The 21710-nt window shown below is 36.7% G+C and carries 19 protein-coding genes; 3 read left to right on the top strand and 16 right to left on the bottom strand.

The features are described 5' to 3' along the window. Positions 1-75: 75 nt before the first annotated feature. The 8 genes from PCY70_RS04380 to iolC are packed head-to-tail and all read right to left on the bottom strand — an operon-like array spanning position 76 to position 8586. Positions 76-1239, bottom strand: a complete 1164-nt coding sequence (locus tag PCY70_RS04380; RefSeq protein WP_010167041.1) for a Gfo/Idh/MocA family protein — start codon at positions 1237-1239, stop codon at positions 76-78. 57 nt (positions 1240-1296) lie between these two features. After that, entirely contained in the window at positions 1297-2187 is an 891-nt protein-coding gene (iolE, locus tag PCY70_RS04375) for a myo-inosose-2 dehydratase (RefSeq protein ID WP_305768583.1), read from the bottom strand. A 19-nt stretch (positions 2188-2206) separates the two neighbouring features. Next, positions 2207-3136, bottom strand: a complete 930-nt coding sequence (locus PCY70_RS04370) for a TIM barrel protein (RefSeq protein ID WP_305768582.1) — start codon at positions 3134-3136, stop codon at positions 2207-2209. 31 nt (positions 3137-3167) lie between these two features. Beyond that, positions 3168-3959, bottom strand: a complete 792-nt coding sequence (locus tag PCY70_RS04365) for a 5-deoxy-glucuronate isomerase (RefSeq protein WP_305768581.1) — start codon at positions 3957-3959, stop codon at positions 3168-3170. Between the two features lie 9 nt (positions 3960-3968). Further along, positions 3969-4796 carry a sugar phosphate isomerase/epimerase family protein gene (locus PCY70_RS04360; RefSeq protein WP_052296456.1) on the bottom strand — a complete coding sequence of 276 codons (828 nt, stop codon included), beginning with the start codon at positions 4794-4796 and terminating at the stop codon, positions 3969-3971. Between the two features lie 22 nt (positions 4797-4818). After that, complete coding sequence (gene iolD / locus PCY70_RS04355; protein ID WP_305768580.1) at positions 4819-6684, bottom strand: 3D-(3,5/4)-trihydroxycyclohexane-1,2-dione acylhydrolase (decyclizing); 1866 nt, start codon at positions 6682-6684, stop codon at positions 4819-4821. Between the two features lie 27 nt (positions 6685-6711). Beyond that, positions 6712-7539 carry a class II fructose-bisphosphate aldolase gene (locus PCY70_RS04350; RefSeq protein ID WP_305768579.1) on the bottom strand — a complete coding sequence of 276 codons (828 nt, stop codon included), beginning with the start codon at positions 7537-7539 and terminating at the stop codon, positions 6712-6714. 24 nt (positions 7540-7563) lie between these two features. Then, positions 7564-8586, bottom strand: coding sequence for a 5-dehydro-2-deoxygluconokinase (gene iolC / locus PCY70_RS04345; RefSeq protein WP_305768578.1), 1023 nt, complete (start codon positions 8584-8586; stop codon positions 7564-7566). 338 nt (positions 8587-8924) lie between these two features. On the opposite strand from iolC, the gene PCY70_RS04340 reads away from it, so the two are divergent. From PCY70_RS04340 to PCY70_RS04330, 3 genes are all read left to right on the top strand, one after another. After that, on the top strand, positions 8925-9698 hold the full coding sequence (locus PCY70_RS04340; RefSeq protein WP_323132699.1) for a DeoR/GlpR family DNA-binding transcription regulator: 774 nt from the start codon (positions 8925-8927) through the stop codon (positions 9696-9698). A gap of 259 nt (positions 9699-9957) precedes the next feature. Further along, positions 9958-10968, top strand: a complete 1011-nt coding sequence (locus PCY70_RS04335; RefSeq protein ID WP_305768577.1) for a DNA adenine methylase — start codon at positions 9958-9960, stop codon at positions 10966-10968. A gap of 147 nt (positions 10969-11115) precedes the next feature. Beyond that, positions 11116-12954: an alpha/beta hydrolase gene (locus PCY70_RS04330; RefSeq protein ID WP_305768576.1), complete on the top strand. Its 1839-nt coding sequence runs from the start codon at positions 11116-11118 to the stop codon at positions 12952-12954. Between the two features lie 8 nt (positions 12955-12962). On the opposite strand, the gene PCY70_RS04325 is transcribed toward PCY70_RS04330, so the two are convergent. The 8 genes from PCY70_RS04325 to PCY70_RS04290 all read right to left on the bottom strand — a co-directional run bounded on the left by PCY70_RS04325 (position 12963) and on the right by PCY70_RS04290 (position 21473). After that, complete coding sequence (locus PCY70_RS04325) at positions 12963-13787, bottom strand: carbohydrate ABC transporter permease (protein ID WP_305768575.1); 825 nt, start codon at positions 13785-13787, stop codon at positions 12963-12965. Positions 13788-13802: 15 nt separating this feature from the next. Then, positions 13803-14690 carry a carbohydrate ABC transporter permease gene (locus PCY70_RS04320; RefSeq protein ID WP_305768574.1) on the bottom strand — a complete coding sequence of 296 codons (888 nt, stop codon included), beginning with the start codon at positions 14688-14690 and terminating at the stop codon, positions 13803-13805. A gap of 55 nt (positions 14691-14745) precedes the next feature. Next, a complete protein-coding gene (locus PCY70_RS04315) occupies positions 14746-16083 on the bottom strand; it encodes an ABC transporter substrate-binding protein (RefSeq protein WP_305768573.1) in 1338 nt (445 codons plus the stop codon). A 15-nt stretch (positions 16084-16098) separates the two neighbouring features. Then, positions 16099-17436 carry an ABC transporter substrate-binding protein gene (locus tag PCY70_RS04310; protein WP_305768572.1) on the bottom strand — a complete coding sequence of 446 codons (1338 nt, stop codon included), beginning with the start codon at positions 17434-17436 and terminating at the stop codon, positions 16099-16101. A gap of 291 nt (positions 17437-17727) precedes the next feature. Then, entirely contained in the window at positions 17728-18477 is a 750-nt protein-coding gene (locus tag PCY70_RS04305) for a hypothetical protein (RefSeq protein ID WP_305768571.1), read from the bottom strand. Between the two features lie 111 nt (positions 18478-18588). Further along, positions 18589-19167, bottom strand: a complete 579-nt coding sequence (locus PCY70_RS04300) for a hypothetical protein (RefSeq protein WP_305768570.1) — start codon at positions 19165-19167, stop codon at positions 18589-18591. A gap of 33 nt (positions 19168-19200) precedes the next feature. Continuing rightward, on the bottom strand, positions 19201-19713 hold the full coding sequence (locus tag PCY70_RS04295; protein ID WP_305768569.1) for a hypothetical protein: 513 nt from the start codon (positions 19711-19713) through the stop codon (positions 19201-19203). Between the two features lie 86 nt (positions 19714-19799). Next, positions 19800-21473, bottom strand: a complete 1674-nt coding sequence (locus tag PCY70_RS04290; RefSeq protein WP_305768568.1) for an extracellular solute-binding protein — start codon at positions 21471-21473, stop codon at positions 19800-19802. Between the last annotated feature and the right edge of the window lie 237 nt (positions 21474-21710).

Here is a 21710-nt window from a genome sequence, read left to right as displayed (position 1 = left end):
TATTTTGTATATTATCTGTATGTAGCATCCTTCTCTTCAAAAAGCAAAAGAGAAGGAGTTTAGAACTATTGCAGCTTAATAATTTACCCAAGTTGAGCCACTATTTGCTGACTCTACACATTTTGCTAAGAATTTTACTCCTTCAGCACCGTCATATACGCTTGGATAGTTGATTTTTACTTCTTGATTATTGTTTTTTGCATGTATTGCAACTGCAAATCTGTGATATAAATTGGCCCAAGAATCAAATAATCCCTCTGCATGACCGCCGCCGGCTCTGTCGCAGTTAATTGTTTCATCTTGATACAAGTAGCCCATTCCTCTGTCTAGAACTCTGGCTGGTTCGCCTTGAATTTCATATTTTAGCTGATTTGGATGCTCATCCCACCACTCAATACTTGCTTTGGAACCTATAACACGTATTTTATGCTGGTGCATTGAGCCTGCGTTTACGGCGCTTGCCCATAGGTTGCCAATAGCTCCGTTTTCGTATTGCAAAAGTACAACAGCATTGTCTTCTAGTGGAGCTCTGCTTTTAATAAAACTTTGGCGTGTACACAAGAGTTCTTTAACTTTCAGTTGAGGAGCAATTACTTCTGATAAAAAGAATGCGTGGGTACCGATATCTGCTAATACATAAGTTTGGCCAGCAATTTCTGGGGTAACACGCCATTTTGCACCCGCACTACTAGTTTCTACTTCAGATGAATGGAAGCCATGTGCAAATTGCATGTTGATTACACGAATTTCGCCTAAATCTCCATTTTCTACCATTTTTCTGGCCTGATGCAGCATCTGAGCGCCAGTGTATCCATAAGTTACGCCAAAAACTCGGTTCTTCTTTTCGGTTAAATCGATTAGTTCTTGTGCTTGCTCAACAGTAAAGCAAAGAGGCTTTTCGCAGATGACATGCAAGTTGGCTTCCAAAGCTGCTTTTGCTATTTCGAAGTGCGTTGAGTTTGGAGTTGCGATAGAGACTACTTCGATTCCATCTGGTCGTTTTGCCTCTTCTGCAAACATCTCTTGATAATTGGAATACAATCTGTCGCGAGCAATTCCCAAATTTTCGCCAAATGAAATGCATCTTTGTGGATCTATATCAAATGCTCCTGCGACTAAAGTAAATGCATTGTCGCGTAATGCGCTGCCACGGTGTAAATAGCCAACTTCGCTTCCGCGACCGCCTCCTACCATTCCCCATCTAAGTGATTTGCCTTGAAGTAATTCCTCATTAAACATAAATATAACTACCTCCAATGATTAGATTTAATAGATCGTACTCGTAACAGTAAAGAATTAAATGCCAGTTTTTTCCTTCATAAATGCACGTGCTTTTTGAGCGTATTCTAATGGATCTGCAATTGCCGGGTCCTGCTCGGCTTCTACAACTATCCATCCTTCATAATTGTTATCATTTAAAATTTTAAAGACTTCATCCCACTTAACTTCTGTTCCATCGCCAGGTACTGTAAACATTCCCTCTAAAACGCCTTCTAAAAAGCTAAGATTATCTTCTCTAACACGCTGCAATACACTTCCTCTAACATCTTTAACATGAACGTGCCCCACGCGCTTAATATGCTTTGCAAGAACTTTTGCCGCATCTTCACCTGCAACAGTACAATGTCCTGTATCATAAGTTAAGAACACTAGCTCAGGATCAGTGTTTGCCATCAATCTGTCAATTTCTTCGAGAGTTTCGATTCCGGTTCCAACGTGTGCATGGAAGCAAACTTTCATTCCCTTAGCTTTGGCACGTTTGCCTAGCTCGTTAAGCCCGGTACATAAATTGTTGAATTGCTCATCTGTTAAAATAGGTCGATTTTTCATAAGAGGAATATCGCGATTGCCATGAACAGTAACGCCGCATTCCCCTACTCCAATAACTCGCGCCCCTAGTGCATAAGTGTAGTCCATATGCTTGTCAAATTCGGCATAAGTTTCTTCGTTTTTAAATGTTGTAAAGAAACTGCTAAACCACATGTTGCAAATAACTAAGTCTCTAAGATCCAGAGCTTTTTTTATTACATCAAATTCTTTAGGATATTTCCAGCCACCTTCGCTGCCTTTGTATCCAGCAAGAGCCATTTCGCTGAGGCATTGCTGATACGTAAGCTCTCCACCTAATTCGTGTAAATCATCATTTGACCAGTTGATTGGCGCGCAGCCATATTGCACTTTCATCATAATATTAATCTCCTTTTATTTACATATTAGTTTGATAACCTATTTTCTTTAAATAATTAACACTAGCTTTGACATCTGCTAAGCTGTTGCTACTATCGCGAGGATCGCGTTCTTGCTCGATTGTTATATAGCCCTTGTAATCTTTAGCTATTAAAAAATCATAAATGGCTGCGTAATCAATGCATCCAGTCCCAATCGGGCACATAACTCCCAGTGCGCATGCTTCAAAAAAACCAGTGTGATTAGCAATTTCAGTTTGATAAATATCATAGTTAATGTCTTTGAAATGGATATAATCTAGCCGGCAGTAATATTTATCTAGCCATTCCACAGGATTCATTTTGGAATAATAAAGATGCCCAGTGTCTAAGCAAAATCCCATGATATTGTTGCCGATATCTGCCGCGATCTTATCAATTTCATCAGCAAACTCAATAAATCCACCAGCATGAGGATGCAAGACTGGGCGTATCCCATAGCTTTTAGCTACTAAGCAAATGGCAACAATATTGTCTACCAAAGTATCCCAAGCTTGATCATCCAATCGGATAGCCTCGTCTGGAAGCCCCGCAGTTTTGCTTCTTTGTGGATTCACCGCATCAATTACTACTAGATATGGTGGTGAAAAAGATAGCTGGTCTTCTGGGGTAATCTCAGCTTCTAAATTTGATAAAATCTGGCAAATTTGGTGCGTTTTAGCGATAAGATATTCTCGATTTGCTGCAATTGACAGCTCGTCATACATTGTGCCTGCTATTATCTTAAGATGGCGTATTGCAAGCTCTCTGTTGAGGATAGAAGTATCGGTTGGTAAATATCCATAAGGACCAAGTTCGATACCCGTATATCCAGCTAGAGAAGCTTCGTCTAAAACTTTTTGATACGCAGGATTGTAGGGATTGGTGGTATCTTCAATTCCCCAGCATCCTGGAGCGCCTGTTATTTTCATTATTCACCTCCTCTACTGACAAATATATTAATTAAATTTCTGGCCAATATTTTGCGCCCTCTTGCTCAACCCACAGATGCTCTTTTTCAAAAGTTGGTTTGATATATGGATTGTTTTCTAAATGGCGGATTACCCATACATAATACATAGCATATCCTGGTGCAGCTACCTGAGGATGGACTAAGTTTGGTTCAATCTTTACAGTATCGTTGTGCTCCATTAATACACCTTCGTCGCCCAATTTTAATAAACCGAATCCATTTTCGGGGTAAAATTTATAATAGTAAATTTCAGGTTGCTCATGTGAATGCGATGGAAATCCAGACCACTTACCTGGATAGTGCACATCTTCTCCAATCATAATATTTGAGTGTGGAGCTAATTTTTTATCCATAAAAGTTCTAACAATACGAGTGCCGGCTTCGTTCATAAAGCCTTTTCCTCGAATTTCACGCACTGAATTTTCTGCAGTATAGATAGTTGGAGCAAAGATAATGTCGTTTTCGGTTCGGGTAATTGCAACTTCACTATCTGCAGCTAAACCTGTAATGACAACATCCACATCTTTAGGTACGTTTAACACCCATACATCATCATTAAGGTAGCAGCTTCTTTTTCCAACATGAGTTTCACCGTTAAATGTGACCTCAATTTCACCATACATCAATAAAAAAACTTTCTCTAACGGTTTAGTATCACTAAATACCGTGCCGGCTTCTAATTTTAAGATGCCATAATCCATAAGCATTTCTGAATGTTTGCCATCTAGTTCTGTGATGCTATTATATCCAACAGCAAATGGCTGATCCTGTTTTAGTTTCATAATATTCTCCTAATCTAAATACTTATCTAGTAGCGCTTTAGTTTTTTCTGCAACTTCTTTGGTATCGTGCTCCCAGTGTTTGCGGCTGATAAGTTCATACGACCAATACCCGTCATAACCGGTTTTTTTAACGGCTTCAACCCATTTTGGTAAATCGATATCTCCTTCTCCTGCATAAACGCCGCGTAGGACTTCCTCATCACATACTGTACCAGCCGGATTGCGGGTTCCATCGCAAAAATGAATGTTATAGATATACTTTTTATCTAAGTTGGCAACGTCATCATATGTGGTGCCTTGGCCATAATATAGGTGCCAAAAGTCGATTACTGTACCAAAATTAGGGCGCCCTGTATATTTAATAAACTCCATTCCTTTATTTAGAGAATTTATAGGTGACCAAGCAACTGGCTCTAATTGAAAACGTACTCCATATTGCGCGCCAATGTCCAAAATCTGATTTACACTAGATGCTGTAAGTTCCAGGATTTGCTCCCATGGCTTGCCTTCGTGTGCACATAATGGAACAAGCTGGATAGTAGGGCTGCCAACTGCTTGACAAAAGCTAGATAAAGCATGCGCCTCTTCTATAATGCGTTTTACATTTTCTGGATCTGTGCGTTCGCAATGAGCTATATCATTTACGCTAACGATTTTCATATCATATTTTTGTAAAGTTTCTTTTAGATAGTCAATCGAATTGCCAGACTCAAGATAATTTAATACTTTAGATCCCACGGCTTCTATAGCATCGTAGCCAGCTTCTTTGGCAATGCGAATATCAGATATTATATTACTTCTATAAATTGATTTAACGTGCAATGATTTTTTTATCATGCCAATACCTCCAAATATGTGATTAATACCATCTTGCGTATTCCAATCCAGCTTTCATTTCTTTACAGGCTTTTACTACACTATCTTTTTTTGCAACTTCTGCTGTACCAACTCTCCAATAATGTTCATAGCCTTCTGTCATAGTCCCGGGTTCGACCATAATTTCAATTAAAGTAGATACCTCCGATTGTCTACTAAGAGCAATTGCTTCATGAAGTTCTGCAATAGTAGTGACACGCCAAGAGTTGGCACCATATGCGCGTGCGAGGTCGGCGTATTTTACATCGATTAGATTGCCGTCTAATTTACCGCTTGCTTCTCTATATCGAAATTCTGTTGCAAAGCCCATTTTATCCATTCCTTGCCATTTTTGCAGATTATGAATACATTGATGCCCGCTATTATTAAATAGCAATACGTTGATTTTGGTGCGTTCCTGTATGCTAGTATATAGATCAGAGTGCCCCATCATAAAGGCGCCGTCGCCAATAAAAGTATAGACATCTCTGCTAGGATCAAACATTTTAACGCCCAATGCTCCAGATATTTCATAGCTCATGCAAGAGAAGCCATATTCGGCATGATACCCGCCCTTATGATTAACTTCCCAAATTCGTTCTAAATCAGAAGGTAAGCTACCAGATGATACAACCACATTATCATGTTTTAATAGAGGATTTAGTTCCATAAGGACTCTAGTTTGATTTAAGTTTTCACCATTTTTGGCCTCTAATTTTGCAAGTGATTGGCGTATATCTGCCCAAGCTTGCTTAGCTTCAGATAGTTCGGTACCCCAATCAGCTTTATATCCGACTTTGCGAAGCGCATCACCAAGGGCCTTAATTCCTTCGCGCGCATCTGCAACAATCGAAACTGCTTCTAATTTAAACGCATCCATACGATTTGTATTGATAGAAACGATCTGGGCATCTTTGCTATATCCGGCCTTAGAATTAGTTACGAAATCATTTAGTTTTGTACCAACTGCTAAAATAATATCTGCTTTTTTACAAATTAGATTGGCAGATAACGTTCCACAAATTCCTGAAGCACCAAGATTTAGATCAACATCAGATAAAACTTCACCTTTGCCAGCTTGCGTTTCTGTAATTGGAATTTGGAATTCATTGGCAAAAGCGACTAACTCATCTCCTGCGTCACTATAACGAGTTCCGCCACCAGATACTATTACAGGTTTTTTGCCTGCTTGAATGGCTGCAACTGCTCTTTTAATAACGTCTTTGCCAGGCTCTGCGCGATCCACATACCAACAACGTTTTTGGAGAAACTCTTCGGGATAATCATATGGTTCACCTTGTACATCTTGAGGTATACAAATTGTAACAGCTCCTGTCTTTGCGGGATCAGTTAATGTTCGCATAGCGTTTAACATGGCTGTCATTAGTTGTACAGGGCGCTCTATTCTATCAAAGTATTTGCTGACCGCTTTAAAGGCATCGTTAGCTGTTAGCGTAGCATCTTGATCGTGCTCCATTTGTTGTAGAGCAGGGTCTGGCTGACGATCCGAAAAGCCTTCAGATGGCAAAAATAAAATAGGAATTCTATTTACAGATGCGGTACCAGCGGCTGTTACCATATTGAGAGATCCGGGTCCCATAGAAGCGGTGCAAGCAAAAATCGCGCGTCGTCTGCTTTGCTTTGCATAACCGACACCAACGTGTGCGATTTCCTGTTCATTTTTGCCAGCAATACATTTAATTTGATCTTGATATTCTTCGAGTGCCTGACCAAGCCCCACTGCGTTGCCATGTCCAAAAATTGCTAGAACACCATGAACAAACTTGCTTTCAACGCCATCGACCACTATATACTGGTTAATCAAAAATTCTACTAAAGCTTGTGCCATGGTTAGTTTTTTAGTTGCCATATACTCATTCTCCTTAATAACAATTATTTACATTTTTAAATTTTCCATTACTTTAATTGCTTCTTGAGTGACTGCCATCTGGGCATCTTCGGCCAAAATTAATTTATCATATTGATTTGGTTGTTCTGCCATGCTTTTTTTCAAAGTCTCAACAAACGCAACTCGAATGCCAGTGCCAAAATTTAGTTTAGCAACTTTTCCAGCAACTAATGGTTGTAGATCGTCTTTATAGATGCCAGAAACTCCGTGAATAACCAGAGGGGTGTCAATCGCTTGCTCGATCTCATGTAATCTGTCAAATTTAATACGCATTATAGGCTCATACATACGGTGGATTTGCCCCACGGCAACAGCAACCCAGTCAACCCCGCTTTCGGTAACAAAGCGTTTGGCTTCTTCGGTAGAAGTTGTTATATCTTTAGTTCCAGGTATATCGCCATAAGGAACTGAGCCGATTTCACCTTCTACAGCCACGTCAAAGCAATGCGCTATTTTAACAATTTCCCTTGTCATTGCAATGTTTTCGTCTACTGAATATTGAGAACCATCAATCATTACAGAACTAAATCCCGAATGTATTGCTCTCACTATTGTATTAAAATCTTGGCAATGATCAAGATGAAGTGAAATGGGTACTGCAGCGCATTTGATTAAGGGTAGCAACATACCTGCCCAAGACTCTATTGAGAGATACTTTGTGGCCAATTTATTTAGCATCAACAATGTAGGACAGTTGCAAATTTCTGCTGCTCTAATTACAGCAATAGCATCTTCAAATCCAAAAACATTAAATCCCACGATTGCTCCTTTAGTGTTGCTGGCATGAAGAATTTCTTGCTTTAAATTACTTTTCATTTTAATTACTCCCAAAGTTACTTTTTATTTTAACATCATAGATTCATTGATTTTTCGATATTTTTCTGCTTGCTCATAACTTGGCATATCTGGTGCACAACTATATCCCTGTAATACGATAGATGCACAAGCCGAACCTAATTGCATGGCATACGATAGTCCTTTGTTTCTTATAAGACCATACATAAAGCCTGCCGCAAAGGCATCTCCAGAACCAAAAGTCTTTTTGATTTCAGTTTTTATAACACCGCATTCTATAACTTGATTATCTTGAGTATAGGTCCAAGAGCCTCTTTCGCCATCTTTAACTACAACAATTTCGATGCCCATGTCTAAGAAAGTTTTTGCGGAAACTGAGTTGTCATTATTGTCGGGCATAACAGTATACTCGACTATGTCAAACTCTTCTCGATTGCCAATTATGATATCCATCTCCGCACAAACTTGTTGATACACAGCAGAAGCTTCTGTAAGATTTTTCCATCCAAATGGTCTGTAATCGATATCTAATACCATTTTAGTATTATATTTTTTGGCATACTCAATAGCAGCAAACATAGCGCTTCGTGAAGGCTCTGCAGAAAAAGCTGTTCCAGAAAATAATAGATACTCAGTTTTTGATATCAATTCTTCATTAATTTCGTCAGGGGTTATTAGCATATCCGCTGTATTTTCGCGATATAAGTAGGTGCCATGGTGAAATCCTGTTGTATCTTTATTTTCATAGGTTCCACTATTTTTGATGTCTAATATTTCTAAAATGGCTAAACAATTTCTAGCACCAGTTTTATCAATTACCAAGCCGCTGACATTAATGCCTTGTTTTTGAAAATCATTGTAAATGTATTCGCCCATTCCATCTCCAGATATTTTGCCAATAAATGCAGTCTTAAGACCAAGTTTGGTGGCACCTTGGACAATATTGGCCGGAGATCCTCCGATAGATTTTGTATAGGCATCGATATATTCAAAAGAAGTATTTAATTGGGTTGTATTAAAATCAATACCGGCGCGTCCTATCGTAACTAATTCTAATAATTTATTCATTTCACTCACTGATACCTCCTAATCTAATTTACCGAAGTTTGTTTATGATACACATTTTCATTTGTAATTATTTTGATATATTTGAGAATAGCATATCGGTATATGATATTCAAGTTTCATTGTGTTTCGCTTTGGTTTTTTGTATATTATATCTAGAAATTAGAACAATTTGTTGTATAATTTGACTATATAATACTGCTTTAATATTAAAAGCAATATTAAATATATATTACGTTTATTTATTTACTTTTGATTGATTTCGTTCTATTGACTGCCATTTTTTTTTAAGATATACTGTACATAATATAGATTTTTAGTGACGAAAGGGGAATTTTGTTATATTAGGTAGGGTACATGAAATTCGAGAAATTTTATACACAAAAAAACAAATTAATGTAAATGAACTTGCAGCTTTTTACAACGTGAGTCCAGTATCTATTAGAAAAGACTTGGCTATATTAGAATGTGAAGGAGTATTAACTAGAGTTTATGGAGGTGGGATACTGAAAGAAGATCCTACAAAAAAACTTGCTTTTCTTAGTAGGGGTGATTATCCTATTTTAAAAAAAATAGCTCTCCGCGCTTGCGAAGAAATAGAAGAAGGAGATACTATATTTTTGGGTTCTGGTAGGACATGCTGCGAATTGGCTAAATTGCTATATAAATTTAATAGCATATCTGTAGTAACCAATAACATAGGATGTCTAGATAATTTACTGCGAGCTGGAGCGGAAATTTATTTATTGGGTGGAAAAGTTACTTCTACAGATGGTCTAACTTTGTTTTCTAGTCCTAAAAATAATCATCAAAATTCTGCAAATTTTTTAGAGAATATAAGAGTAGACAAAGCATTTACCAGTGCTTCGGCAGTTAACCTTAAACAAGGTCTGGCGGTATCATCGGTAATCAGTTTACCTGTGTATGATTATGTATCGAGGATGTCTCAGAAGTGGTATTTGATGATTGATTCCGATAAATTTGATACAGTAAATTTATATGCTGCAGCGAAATTCGAGGATATTGACTATATTATTACAGACTCTATTCCAGATAGCTATGAAGAAGCAATAGTAAATGCAAATGTGATTGTTCATAAAATAAATGAAGAGTAAATTAAAATATTTGTTTATATTGCACTATAAAGTTATTTTAAAGTAGTATTTCATAATAAAATAGCGAATATTATTTTTTTATTAGCTATGTTATACAAAATAAATAATGATAAAATATAGTGCAAGTGTGAGTGATAGAATATAAAAAATTAAAATATTAGTAAAAGCATTGTAATTTTGTTATTTTTATGGTATACATACAACACAAAGTGGTAGAGACCGCATGGGTAAAATAATATAAAAAAATGAGGATTTAAGAATGAATTATATAGGTTCAAAATTATCATTAATGGACTTTTTGGAAGATACTATATATGATATAACGGGATATACAAAAGGAAAGTATTTTGTTTTTGCCGATTTGTTTGCTGGAACAGGGATTGTTGGTGTTAATTTCAAAAAAAATGGATGTAAAGTTATTTCTAACGATATTCAGTGGTATAGTTATATTTTAAGTAAGCACTATATCGAAAATAATTCTGAGATGGATGTGTCGCTATTAACATATTTAAACAATCTCGAAGGAGTAGACGGATTTATCTTTAATAATTATTGCGCAGGATCGGGTAGCAATAGAAACTATTTTTCAGATTACAATGGTCGTAAGTGCGATGCAATTAGGCAAGAACTCGAAAAACTATATGTAAATCGACAAATTAATGACAATCAATACTATTATTTTCTTGCAAGCTTAATAAATTCAATCGATAAATATGCAAATACAACATCGGTTTATGGCGCATTTTTAAAACACATAAAAAAATCAGCTCAAAAAAATTTTGAGCTTGAACTGCTACCAATAATAAAGGGCTCTAACGATGGAGTAGTCTATAATATTAATAGTAATGATCTAATTAAAAATATTAAAGGAGATGTTTTATATCTTGACCCTCCTTATAATGCAAGGCAATATGGTGCCAATTATCACATCTTAGAAACAATATCAAAATATGATAATCCCCAAATTAGAGGCAAAACCGGTCTTCGAGATTACAAAAATCAAAAAAGTGATTTCTGCTCTAGGCGAACAGTAGAAGTTGCCTTTGAAAATCTTATTGCAGATGCCGATTTTAAGTTTATCTTTCTAAGTTACAATAATGAAGGACTAATGAATTTTGATGCAATTAAATTTATTATGGGAAAATATGGCAAATATAAAGCTGTGACTACTGAATATCGTAGATTTAAGGCAGATAAATTAGAAAATAGAAAATACAAAGTAGATGCGATAACGGAATATCTCCATTGCTTGATAAAGAATCAAGAATAAAGACTAAAGGATGAAATTTTAGTTTTTATTCTTTTTTTTGATAGTGATTATGATTCTAGTGTTATATTATAATGTAATCGGACATATATTGAAAAGGAATATTATTATTAAATTTTATATGATTTTATAAAAAAAGGAGCATTTTTTATGAAAAAGTCACTAACATTTTTGATGCTAACAACTATGGCATTAGGTATTTCGAATATTTATGCAGTAGAGCAAGATACAGCAAAATTTGTAAGATTGGACAACGAATCATGGCATTTCAAAGAATATCGTACATATAATCACATGTTCGGATTGCTTCCTTATACAAAAGATGGAATTGCAACAGAGGATATAGAGCTTGCAGTAGTTCCATCTAGTGCAGTTTTTAAAACTTGGGAGACTTTAAATATGCCTACTAATGATGATCATGCAGGATTTGAACCTCTAACCAAAAACGATGGAACTCCTTTGTTTAAACAATGGTCAGAAACTTGGGTTGCCACAGAATTTAAATTGCCAGAAAATTTTACCAATAATGAAGATGTAACTTTGATATTGGGCGTGATTGATGATGCGGATGTAGTATATATTAATGGGCAACCAGTCGCATCTAGTGGATTTATCAATCATAACAAAGAAGCTATAATCAATACTAGCTCTACAGGGGGCTTTAACTATAATCCCCAAAATAGCGAAGACTCAATTGTGTTCGAAAAGTCTTATTGGGAAATTAATAGAGAGTATTCTATACCAGCAGATATTTTGAACGAAGGCGGTACCAATGAAATTGCAATAAGAGTTTTTAATAATAATGGAGATGGTGGATTTTATGTTGGAGATGGATATGCGATTTGTAGCGATGATATCGCTGTAAGAAAGATAAAAGGCTTGCCAACAATTAATGGATATAGCGAGGAATTTGAAGAAATAATAAATGCGCAGAAAAAGGCAATTGAAGACTATAACTTTACTGCATATGCCAGAACGGTTATGCCAAATTATATGCAAAATTTTGAGAATAAGTCGGATTATTTGCTAGATTTCAAAAACAACTATAGCGAAGGATTAAGTGTCATAGATGCGGATCAAAGTTTTTGGCTAGATGATAATGGTGTATATAGTTATGAAGCGAATCGAAAAATTATAGATGCGTCAAATCAGGTTGTTTTGGATGCTGATATTACTCAATATTTTAGTGTTATTGATGATGTGTTCTATGAGCAAGGAAACATGAGCCACTGCTATACTACAACGTATGATTCGGCTTTATTTAAAGATAAAAATGGCAAATCTATCAAATTAAGCTATAATATTTATTTGCCACCATCGTATTATGAAAATACTAGTAAACAATATCCGGTAGTTTATTTGCTGCACGGAATAAATTCGAGTAGCAAATCATTTGTGACCGTGGATAAAATTGAAAGCTTTTTAAATGAGCAAATACAAAATGGAAATATTATGGAAATGATTGTTGTGATGCCAGATTCTGGGCTATCAAGTTGGTATGCTGATACAGAATACAACCCCACCAATCTTAATGGCACAGGCCCATGGGCATCTCATATTACCAGCGAAATAAGATCAGAAATTGAAAATAACTATCGCACTATAAATGAAGCTGAGTTTCGTGGCTTAACTGGAATATCTATGGGTGGTCATGGCGCTATGACTCTTGGTCTATCAAATCCGGATTTGTATTCTTCTATTGCAAGTCATATGGGAGCCTTAAGCGATTCCACACTATCTTTATTAAAATCTTTAAATGCGGAGCAAATGAAAGCGTATGATTTTTATCTGGACTGCGGGCTTCAAGACACTGCCGTTGATTATCAAAATACTGTAAAAACGCATGAATATTTATTGAGTATTGAGAAAGATCATGAATATAGCTTGAGAAATGGTGGACATAACAGTGCCTTTTATATGATAGGTATGGTAAATTCATTTAAGATGCACAGTGACCATTTTAGGAAGAATATGGAAACTTGTGATTAAATAATTGATTACCCTTTAATTCCAGAAGATGCGACACCCTCGATTAGGTACTTTTGGGCTATCAAATACACTAGTATAATTGGAACCAATGCTAATGTGGCTCCGGCCATTTGTAGAGCATAGTTTGCACTGTATTGAGCTTTAAACGATGCTATGCCCACGCTCAAAACTTGTTTATTGATATCGGATATATAGATCATAGGACCAGTATAATCATTCCATCCCCAAGTAAATGTGAGAATTCCAAGAGCTATAAACGAAGATTTAACAAGAGGAACACAGATTTTGCTATATATTCCAAAAAGAGAGCACCCATCAATTTTGGCCGCCTCTATCAATTCATCTGGAATGGCCATAAATGCTTGCCTCATAAAAAATATCGAAAATCCTACAAAAAATATCCAGGGCAATATAACTGCCCACATTGTATTCATTATTCCAAGGTTTCGGTACATGAAAAATTGTGGTATCAATCGAAGTTCTCCAGGTATCATCATTCCAGATATATAGATCAAAAATATTATGTTTTTTCCTTTAAAGTTTATTTTGGCAAATGCAAATCCCGACATAGATGCAAACAATAATCCAAATGTTACAATCAATAGTGTATTTCTAAATGTGTTTAGGTACCAGTTCCAATACGGAAATTGTTCAAATACTTTAGTAAAATTATTGAGTGTTGCTCTTTCTGGAATCCATTGAATTGGAAACGCAAATACGTCTGCTTCAAACTTAAATGCTGTAGATACCATCCATACAACGGGCATCAGCATTAGTATGCCGCCTAATCCAAGTATTGCTGTTTTAATAATTTTTACCGCTAGTTGCTTCATGACTTATTCCTCCTCTTAATAATTTACCCAATGTTTTTGTCCAAACCATTGAATTAGTGTGATTATTAGTATGATACTGAAGAAGATTATTCCGATAGCCGAAGCATAACCCATTTCATAATTTTCAAAGGCATCTTTGTAGATCATATATACCAATGTATATGATGATGTGCCCGGTCCACCACTAGTCATTACCTTTGTTTCTGCAAATATCGAAAATGAAGCAATGCCCATTGTGATAGTGAGGAAAAATGTTGTTGGACTAATTAGTGGAAACGTTATATGTCTAAACTGAGCAAATCCGGTGGCGCCATCTATTGCCGCGGCCTCATAATATGATTTAGGAATCCCTTGTAATCCTGCTAAAAATAAAATTATACAATACCCTAGCATACGCCATATCCAAAAAATACCAACTGTCGGCATTGACCAGTCCACACTTGCTAACCATCCTGGTGGATTTTCAATTCCTATTATTCTTAAAAATTCATTAATAGGACCAAATTCATCATGAAATAATGCGGCAAAAACTATTGCCGCGGCCGTTACAGTTGTTATGTAAGGCATAAAGTATATTGTACGAATTATACCACGCCCAAATATCGCAGTATTGAGGATACATGCCAATGTGAGTGCTAGAGTTAATAGTATCGGTACGGCGACAAATAGCATTTTTAGATTATTGCTTAAACCGGCTATAAAATAGCTGTCTTGAAACACTTCTATATAATTATTTAATCCGACAAATTCAGAACCCGATACTCCCTGCATCATATTCCAATCCCAAAAGCTTAAGAAGATAGAATAAATTAGTGGATACCCCATAAATACTATAAATCCAAGCAAGGTTGGTAATATAAACAAGTACCCTATTATAGTTTCTTGTCTAAAAATCTTTTTCATAAAATACCTCCTCAAAAAAATAGATCCTCACAACAGCAAGGACCTATTCAATGCATCAATCTTGAATTACCTTGTCGCCACGCTTTTTAATATTGGCGATGGTTGTATCTATATCTTGTGCACCGGCCAAATACATTTCAACTTCTTCATCGATCACTGTCTCATATTTAGCAGCATTTGGGCCAGTAACTTTTTCGGTTAAATTAATTTGCTCTGGATGAAAAAATACTTTTTGAACGTTTTCGGCGGTCATTCCTTCGTCTGGGATATCTTCGTGAATAGTAGCGTAAAGCCTCTCAGGTGTTACACTCAGATCTGCATATGCTTCGATTGGCGAATATCGGGTAGCATACTCAAGTAAATCGATGGAAAAATCTGTTGCCATAAGCGGGTCTTTTGCTGTAACAGGCACCGCAAATGATGCGCACACCCCCCAATTTTGATGCTGCGTTGTTCCATCTGGAATTGGCAGCGGTGCAAATCCAATTTCATAGTCTCTAGGATATGTAACTTCATCTGCTAGCCAATTAAAAAACCAAGTGCCGTGAGGATACATCGCATACTGACCAGATAAAAATCCATCAGCTTCAATCTTTCTGGCAATAACATCGGCTTGTGTAGGAGTTGATTTATCTATATTTTGCATTTTATATGCTTGCTCTAGCGCATTTCTAAATGCAGGATGCTCGATATTTGACAGCCCTTCTTCATTATAAAAATGTTGCCCACCACCAAGTTCCATAATAGCTTCGCCATACCAATACATTGGCCACTGTAAATGTAATGCACCATAAATTTTATCTGCACCTTGGCCTGAAGTGAGTTTTGCTGCAAGCTCGCGATATTCTGACCAGGTCATAGGGGTATCGATATCGGGATATGGAATGTTTGCAGCATCAAAGATAGATTTGTTGTAGAACAATCCCCAAGATGTGTATCCAGCCGGAATGCCGTAGAGGGTATCTTTATAGATTGCTGATGGCAAATGACTGCCGAATCTAGCTTCCATATCAATGCCAAGGATATCTACATATGGTTCTAAATCGGTAAGAAGTCCGATAGAAGAATTTTTTTCAAACTCTATTGGGTTGAAATGGTACACAATATCAAGACGATTTCCTCCCATCAACTGGATAGGCATATTAACGATATAGTCAACAGATTGAGGAATGACTTCTATATTTACATTTTTCCATTTGTCTGTGGCCGCGAGAGCATTGATGCCTTCTACAATAGCTGGATTATTTAATAAACTATTAACGGAAATAATGAGGTCTCCAGTATATCCGTCTGCAGGAACTGTTGCAGTTGATGAAGCATCATCTGTTGAACATCCTGCTAATGCAATGGTTGCTGCCAATGCAGTAAAAATTAAACTTCCAAATTTTTTCATAGCATCCTCCTTTAATTAATCTTGAATTACCTTGTCGCCACGCTTTTTAATATTGGCGATGGTTGCATCTATATCTTGTGCGCCAGCCAAATACATTTCAACTTCTTCGTCGATAACTGTCTCATATTTAGCAGCATTTGGGCCAGTAACTTTTTCGGCTAAATTAATTTGCTCTGGATGAAAAAATACTTTCTGAACGTTTTCGGCGGTCATTCCTTCGTCGGGGATATCTTCGTGAATAGTAGCATAAAGCTTCTCGGGCGCTACACTCAAATCCGCATATGCTTCGATTGGCGAATATCGAGTAGCATATTCAACTAAATCTATACAAAAATCTGTTGCCATTAAAGAATTACTAGATGTAACAGGCACTGCAAACGATGCGCACACCCCCCAATTTTGATGCTGCGTTGTTCCATCTGGAATTGGCAGCGGTGCAAATCCTATTTCATAATCTCGAGGATACGATTCTTCGTCTGCTAACCAATTAAAAAACCAAGTGCCATGAGGATACATTGCATATTGGCCTGCAAAAAATCCATCTGGTTCAATCTTTCTGGCGATGAGATCCGATTGTGTAGGAGTTGATTTATCTACATTTTGCATTTTATATGCTTGCTCTAGTGCATTTCTAAATGCAGGATGCTCGATATTTGACAGCCCTTCTTCATTATAAAAATGTTGCCCACCACCAAGTTCCATAATAGCTTCGCCATACCAATACATGGGCCAGTCTAAATGCAATGTTCCATAAGTTTTGTTTGCACCTTGGCCTGAAGTGAGTTTTGCTGCAAGCTCGCGATATTCTGACCAGGTCATAGGAGTATCGATATCAGGATATGGAATGTTGGCAGCATCGAAGATAGATTTGTTGTAGAACAATCCCCAAGCTGTATATCCGCCGGGAATTCCATAAACACTGTCTTGATATGTTGAGGAGGCTAAGTTACTGCCGTATCGAGCCTCTAGATCGACACCTAATTCTTTTGCGTGCTGATCCAAATTGGTAAGGATTCCATTAGAAGCATTTTTTTCAAATTCTATAGGATTAAAGTTATATATGACATCGATGCTGGTTCCGCCCATTATTTTGATAGGCATAGTAGTAGGATACTCCACATCTTGAGGAATAATTTCCATTTCTACATTTTTCCATTTGTCTGTGACAGCGAGAGCGTTTATGCCCTCTACAATAGCTGGGTTATTTAGCTGATTATGAATCGAAATAACGAGCTTTCCAGTATATCCATCTGAAGGAACTTCTACAGTTGATGAGCTATCATCTGTTGAACATCCGGCTAATACAATGGTCGCCGCCAACGTAGTAAAAATTAAACTTCTAAATTTTTTCATAGCATTCTCCTTTAATTAATCTTAAATTACCTTGTCGCCACGCTTTTTAATATTGGCGATGATTGCATCATTTGAGTTAGTAACTTTCTTGGCTAAAATAATTTGCTTTGGATGAAAAAATGCTTGTTAAACGGAATCGACTTTTCCTCTCCAAGCAAATGTATAAATATAGTCTTTAAATTTATATGCAGTACTTATTATGATATTACATTAAATTATGGATACTGCATATAAATAGCTGATAAAAACTTTGCACAGAACAAAAAAAAGCCCCAAAATGGGGCTCTGTTGCTATCTAGATTTATTAAAATATTCATATGTTAAATTAAGCTGATACATTACAAATAAAAATATGAACATCAACAGAATACTGATTGCAATTAAAACTTCGGATCCAACAGTAAATATAGTGGATGGGATCACTTCACTTGCTACAACTTCAGCAGATGCATCGACAGAAAGGTCCAATGCAAAGGCAGAGAATACTACCGAAGCAACTTGAACAATAAGCATTATTTTCCACAACGGTAAAAAGATCTTTGTCTTGGCATTTAATTTCATGGCAGTAGCGATGCGACGGAACAATGATGCATTGCGTATATTTTCTTCGGCATCAGCCGATTCAATCAATTCAGTTACAGTCTGTATATCCAGTGTTGTAGCATCAACAGCCATTGCAGAAAATACGGGTTTTGCATTCTCCTGTGCCTGTTCTAGCGTAGAAGCTGCCAAATCTTTAATGCCTAATATAATTATATATAATAAATACAGGTCGGCAAATTTCAGTGCGGCGCCGAGTAAGGACGCAATAGTTTCGCCGAGATACAACCCGATAAAGGAGTTGTTAATTAGTTCGAGTAGTGTAATTATGGCAAGACCGATTGACCAAGGTTTTGCTGCAACAAAGTGTTTGCTCGTACTGGATAAAAATATTGCACCTTTCATTATAAAAAAGTATCCTAAGCAATCTGGAAGTAAATCGATTCCATTTAACGATATGCTAAAGAATATAAATAGGTATCCCCAAAATATTTGTGCCATGAATAAATCGCCCCCCTACCTATAAAATATCACATTAATATGAAAATTTTAAGATAAATTGTTATTTTTATTATAAAAAAAGCGACACCCTATTAGTATCGCTAGTGAAGATTACGTAATATCTTCTGATTGGACATATGCAGCGGTTGCTCGTTGCATCATATTTAAAAACATAATTATGCCTACTATTTGCAATAGACTCAATGGAATTTGGATAGATGAATAAATCGACAGCGATTCGCTATCTATTATTATTAGTATAGGCGTAATAAATACTAGCAAAGCTGAAATTCGTGCCAAAATTAGTATTGGATTAGTATTTAATTTAATCTCCAAAGATGTAGCAAAATCTTTTATTCCCAATGTAATTAAACATAGTAGGTATATAGATGCCAAACTAAATGCAGCGCTTATCAGCGTCGCAAAGGGTGAGGAAAGAGATATATAATCCAACGAAAAAATTGACGAAAAAATTATGACTTCATATAATAACGAAACGATTGCAAGTCCAATTGACCATTGTTTGGCAGCGATCAGCTTATAACTTTTGCTTTTCTCTATCCAACGTGTGAGTCCTATTGCAATCATTATATAGGCAATAAAATTTAAAGATGATATTCCTAGAATAATATCGTTAAGAATAACATCGTTAAAGAGTATAAATAAGTATCCCCAAAATATTAGTGTCATGTCTACCTCCTTATCTTTGTGTGTGATATTAATTTAACCATGAGTGTATCGATACTTTCTGCGCATGATACTAATTCGTATAACTAAAATTAAAACTGCACAATATTGTACAATTTGTGTAACGAATAGTAACATAGGCATTACTTCAGATTCACTACCAATAAAACTGAATATTGCGTCAAAAATTAATAAAATAACTGAAATACCTAATGTAAAAAATACCAGTTTAGTTCTTAGTATTGCTCCCAAAGTTGTTGCAATGCTCTGAAAACTAACTGCTAGTAGATATATAAAATAAAGATTAGTTAAATTGAATGCAGTTGACAATATTGTTATTGGAGTGTTTGAAAAGTTTTGCGTCTCAAATAAAAAAATAATTGCTTGAAAAAATGTAACAATGGAAAGCATCAGTGCCCATTGCTTTGCTGCTATCAGTGAATAAGTTTTTTGAGTGACGAGCAGCGAAGATAGCCCAGCTGCAATAATCAAATAACCCAAGAAATTGGGTATAAAATTTATGAAATATCCCAAAAATATTAGTGCCATATGTACCTCCTTGTCCTATTATACATAATATATCGGCAAAAATTGGAAAAAAATAAAGACGAAACCGAAGCCTCGTCTACACAAATTTATTTAGATAATTTTAAATCGAGCGCCTCCTGATGCACTGAAATATATTGGTTTATACCGATATTATTTAGCTGTTCTAAATAGTCGTCCCATCCCTCGTCGATATCCACTTTGCCAGTGATAAAGTCGGCAGTTGCCTGATCGAGATACATTCCAAGATTTGTTTCTACATCAACCAAAATTCGAGAGTCATCCAAATCAAATGCCAATGGAGGAATCATAGTATCGATATCTTGCGCATGATCGATATAGTCTTGCCCGGCACGATAGAGAAGATACCCAACTTCTTCAGATGGTTTGTCGCTTACCCCAAACATAAGTAGCCAGTCTTCGTCGTGATACCCTGGTCCAAGTCCACCCCAGCTAACGTCTTTTGCCGCATCGGCTGAGAGGTTGATAACTTCTGCAGGTCCGCCAACATAATTTTTGGTGCCCTCTTCGGCTAGTCGATATCGTCCCGTCCCCTCTAATCCATATTCATTTGCAAAGGTGCCCTTGCCTTCAGCATCATACATATAGTCAAACATGCGCGCAACAGCTATTGGGTTTTCGCATCTGTTTGTGATCGATAAAACTGCCTTGCCAAAATCAGGTGTGTGCGCTGTAGAAATTAGCCCGGTTGGTCCTTCAATTGGTGGCACCCAAGTGTATTGTCCCCATCGCTCATGGTTTGTGGTATTGGCAAATACTGTAACCGACCCGCCAACTGTGGTGCCCACGACGGCCGCTGCAGGATTTGATGCCAACTTTATTAGCTGATCAGACGTTTGCGAGAAATACATAGGGTCAAATAACCCCTCATCATGAAGCTTATTCATAAATTTAAGCGCTTCTTTCCACTCATCTGTCGACTTCGCATAGAAAATTTGGCCGTCTTCATCGATATTTAAAAATTTGGACGAGTTAGACATAGGCTGAAACATGTTGCCAATAAATAGTGTAATATCGCCTGCCCATGATTTATAAGATCCGGTCAAAGGAATTTCATCGTTCGGGTCGCCATTGCCATTAGCGTCTTGCTCCTTAAATGCTTTCAACACATTATAAAATTCGTCGATATTAGTAGGTACTTCTAATCCCAAATTGTCTAGCCACACCTGATTCATCCACATTTTATTGCCGACTTGGTTGTTAAGGCTGCCCGAAATTTTAGGAAGCGAGTAAATGTTTCCATCAGTCGCAGTCCAGGCGTCGACGACGTGTGGATTTTTCTCGAGCACTGCTTTCAAATTTGGCATATACTGGTCGATTAGATCGTTTAGCGGAATAAAGATTCCTTGAGATCCATACAGAGATAACTCAGAAAGGGTATTTTGCATTTCTAAAATTACGTCTGTATAGTCTCCTCCGGTCATCATTACATTAAATTTTTGCTTTTTATCTGCAGAAGTACATTCAACCCATTCGATCTCAACACCTGTCAAATCTTGGAAATGCTTTGTAAATAAATTTGTGTCATAGGCATATGTAGTTATATTAGTTAGCAAAGGTGCAAATGCTGTAAATGAGATATCAACTCCCTCTTTGACAACAGGGTAGGTGCCAAGTGGTGTATACAAATCTAAATTATCAGTTACGGTAGCCGCCGAGTCTGTATCGCCACCACATCCTATCAAAGTTGCGGAGATTGAAATTGCCGTCATTGCTGTTAGTAAAAATTTCTTTATATTCATAATAGCCTCCAAAGTTTTGAGATAGTAAAACTACGATTATTATAGCATGTTTTCGGCAACTTTCAAACTTTTTATTCAGGTTAACATAAATGTCATCTCCTCTGAGTTAGCCGTTGAAGCGGCGAGGAGATGCGAATGAAATTTTGCCTGGATCTATTTTGTCATAAGTCTCAATAATATTGCAGTCATTTCGGCTCGCGTTAGTTTTTTTGATGGGCTCATGGCTGTCTCGCTGAT

The sequence above is a fragment of the Candidatus Epulonipiscium viviparus genome (genome assembly GCF_030708075.1).
GTDB classification, from domain to species: domain Bacteria; phylum Bacillota; class Clostridia; order Lachnospirales; family Cellulosilyticaceae; genus Epulonipiscioides; species Epulonipiscioides viviparus.
This window is presented reverse-complemented; position numbering and strand designations above follow the sequence as displayed.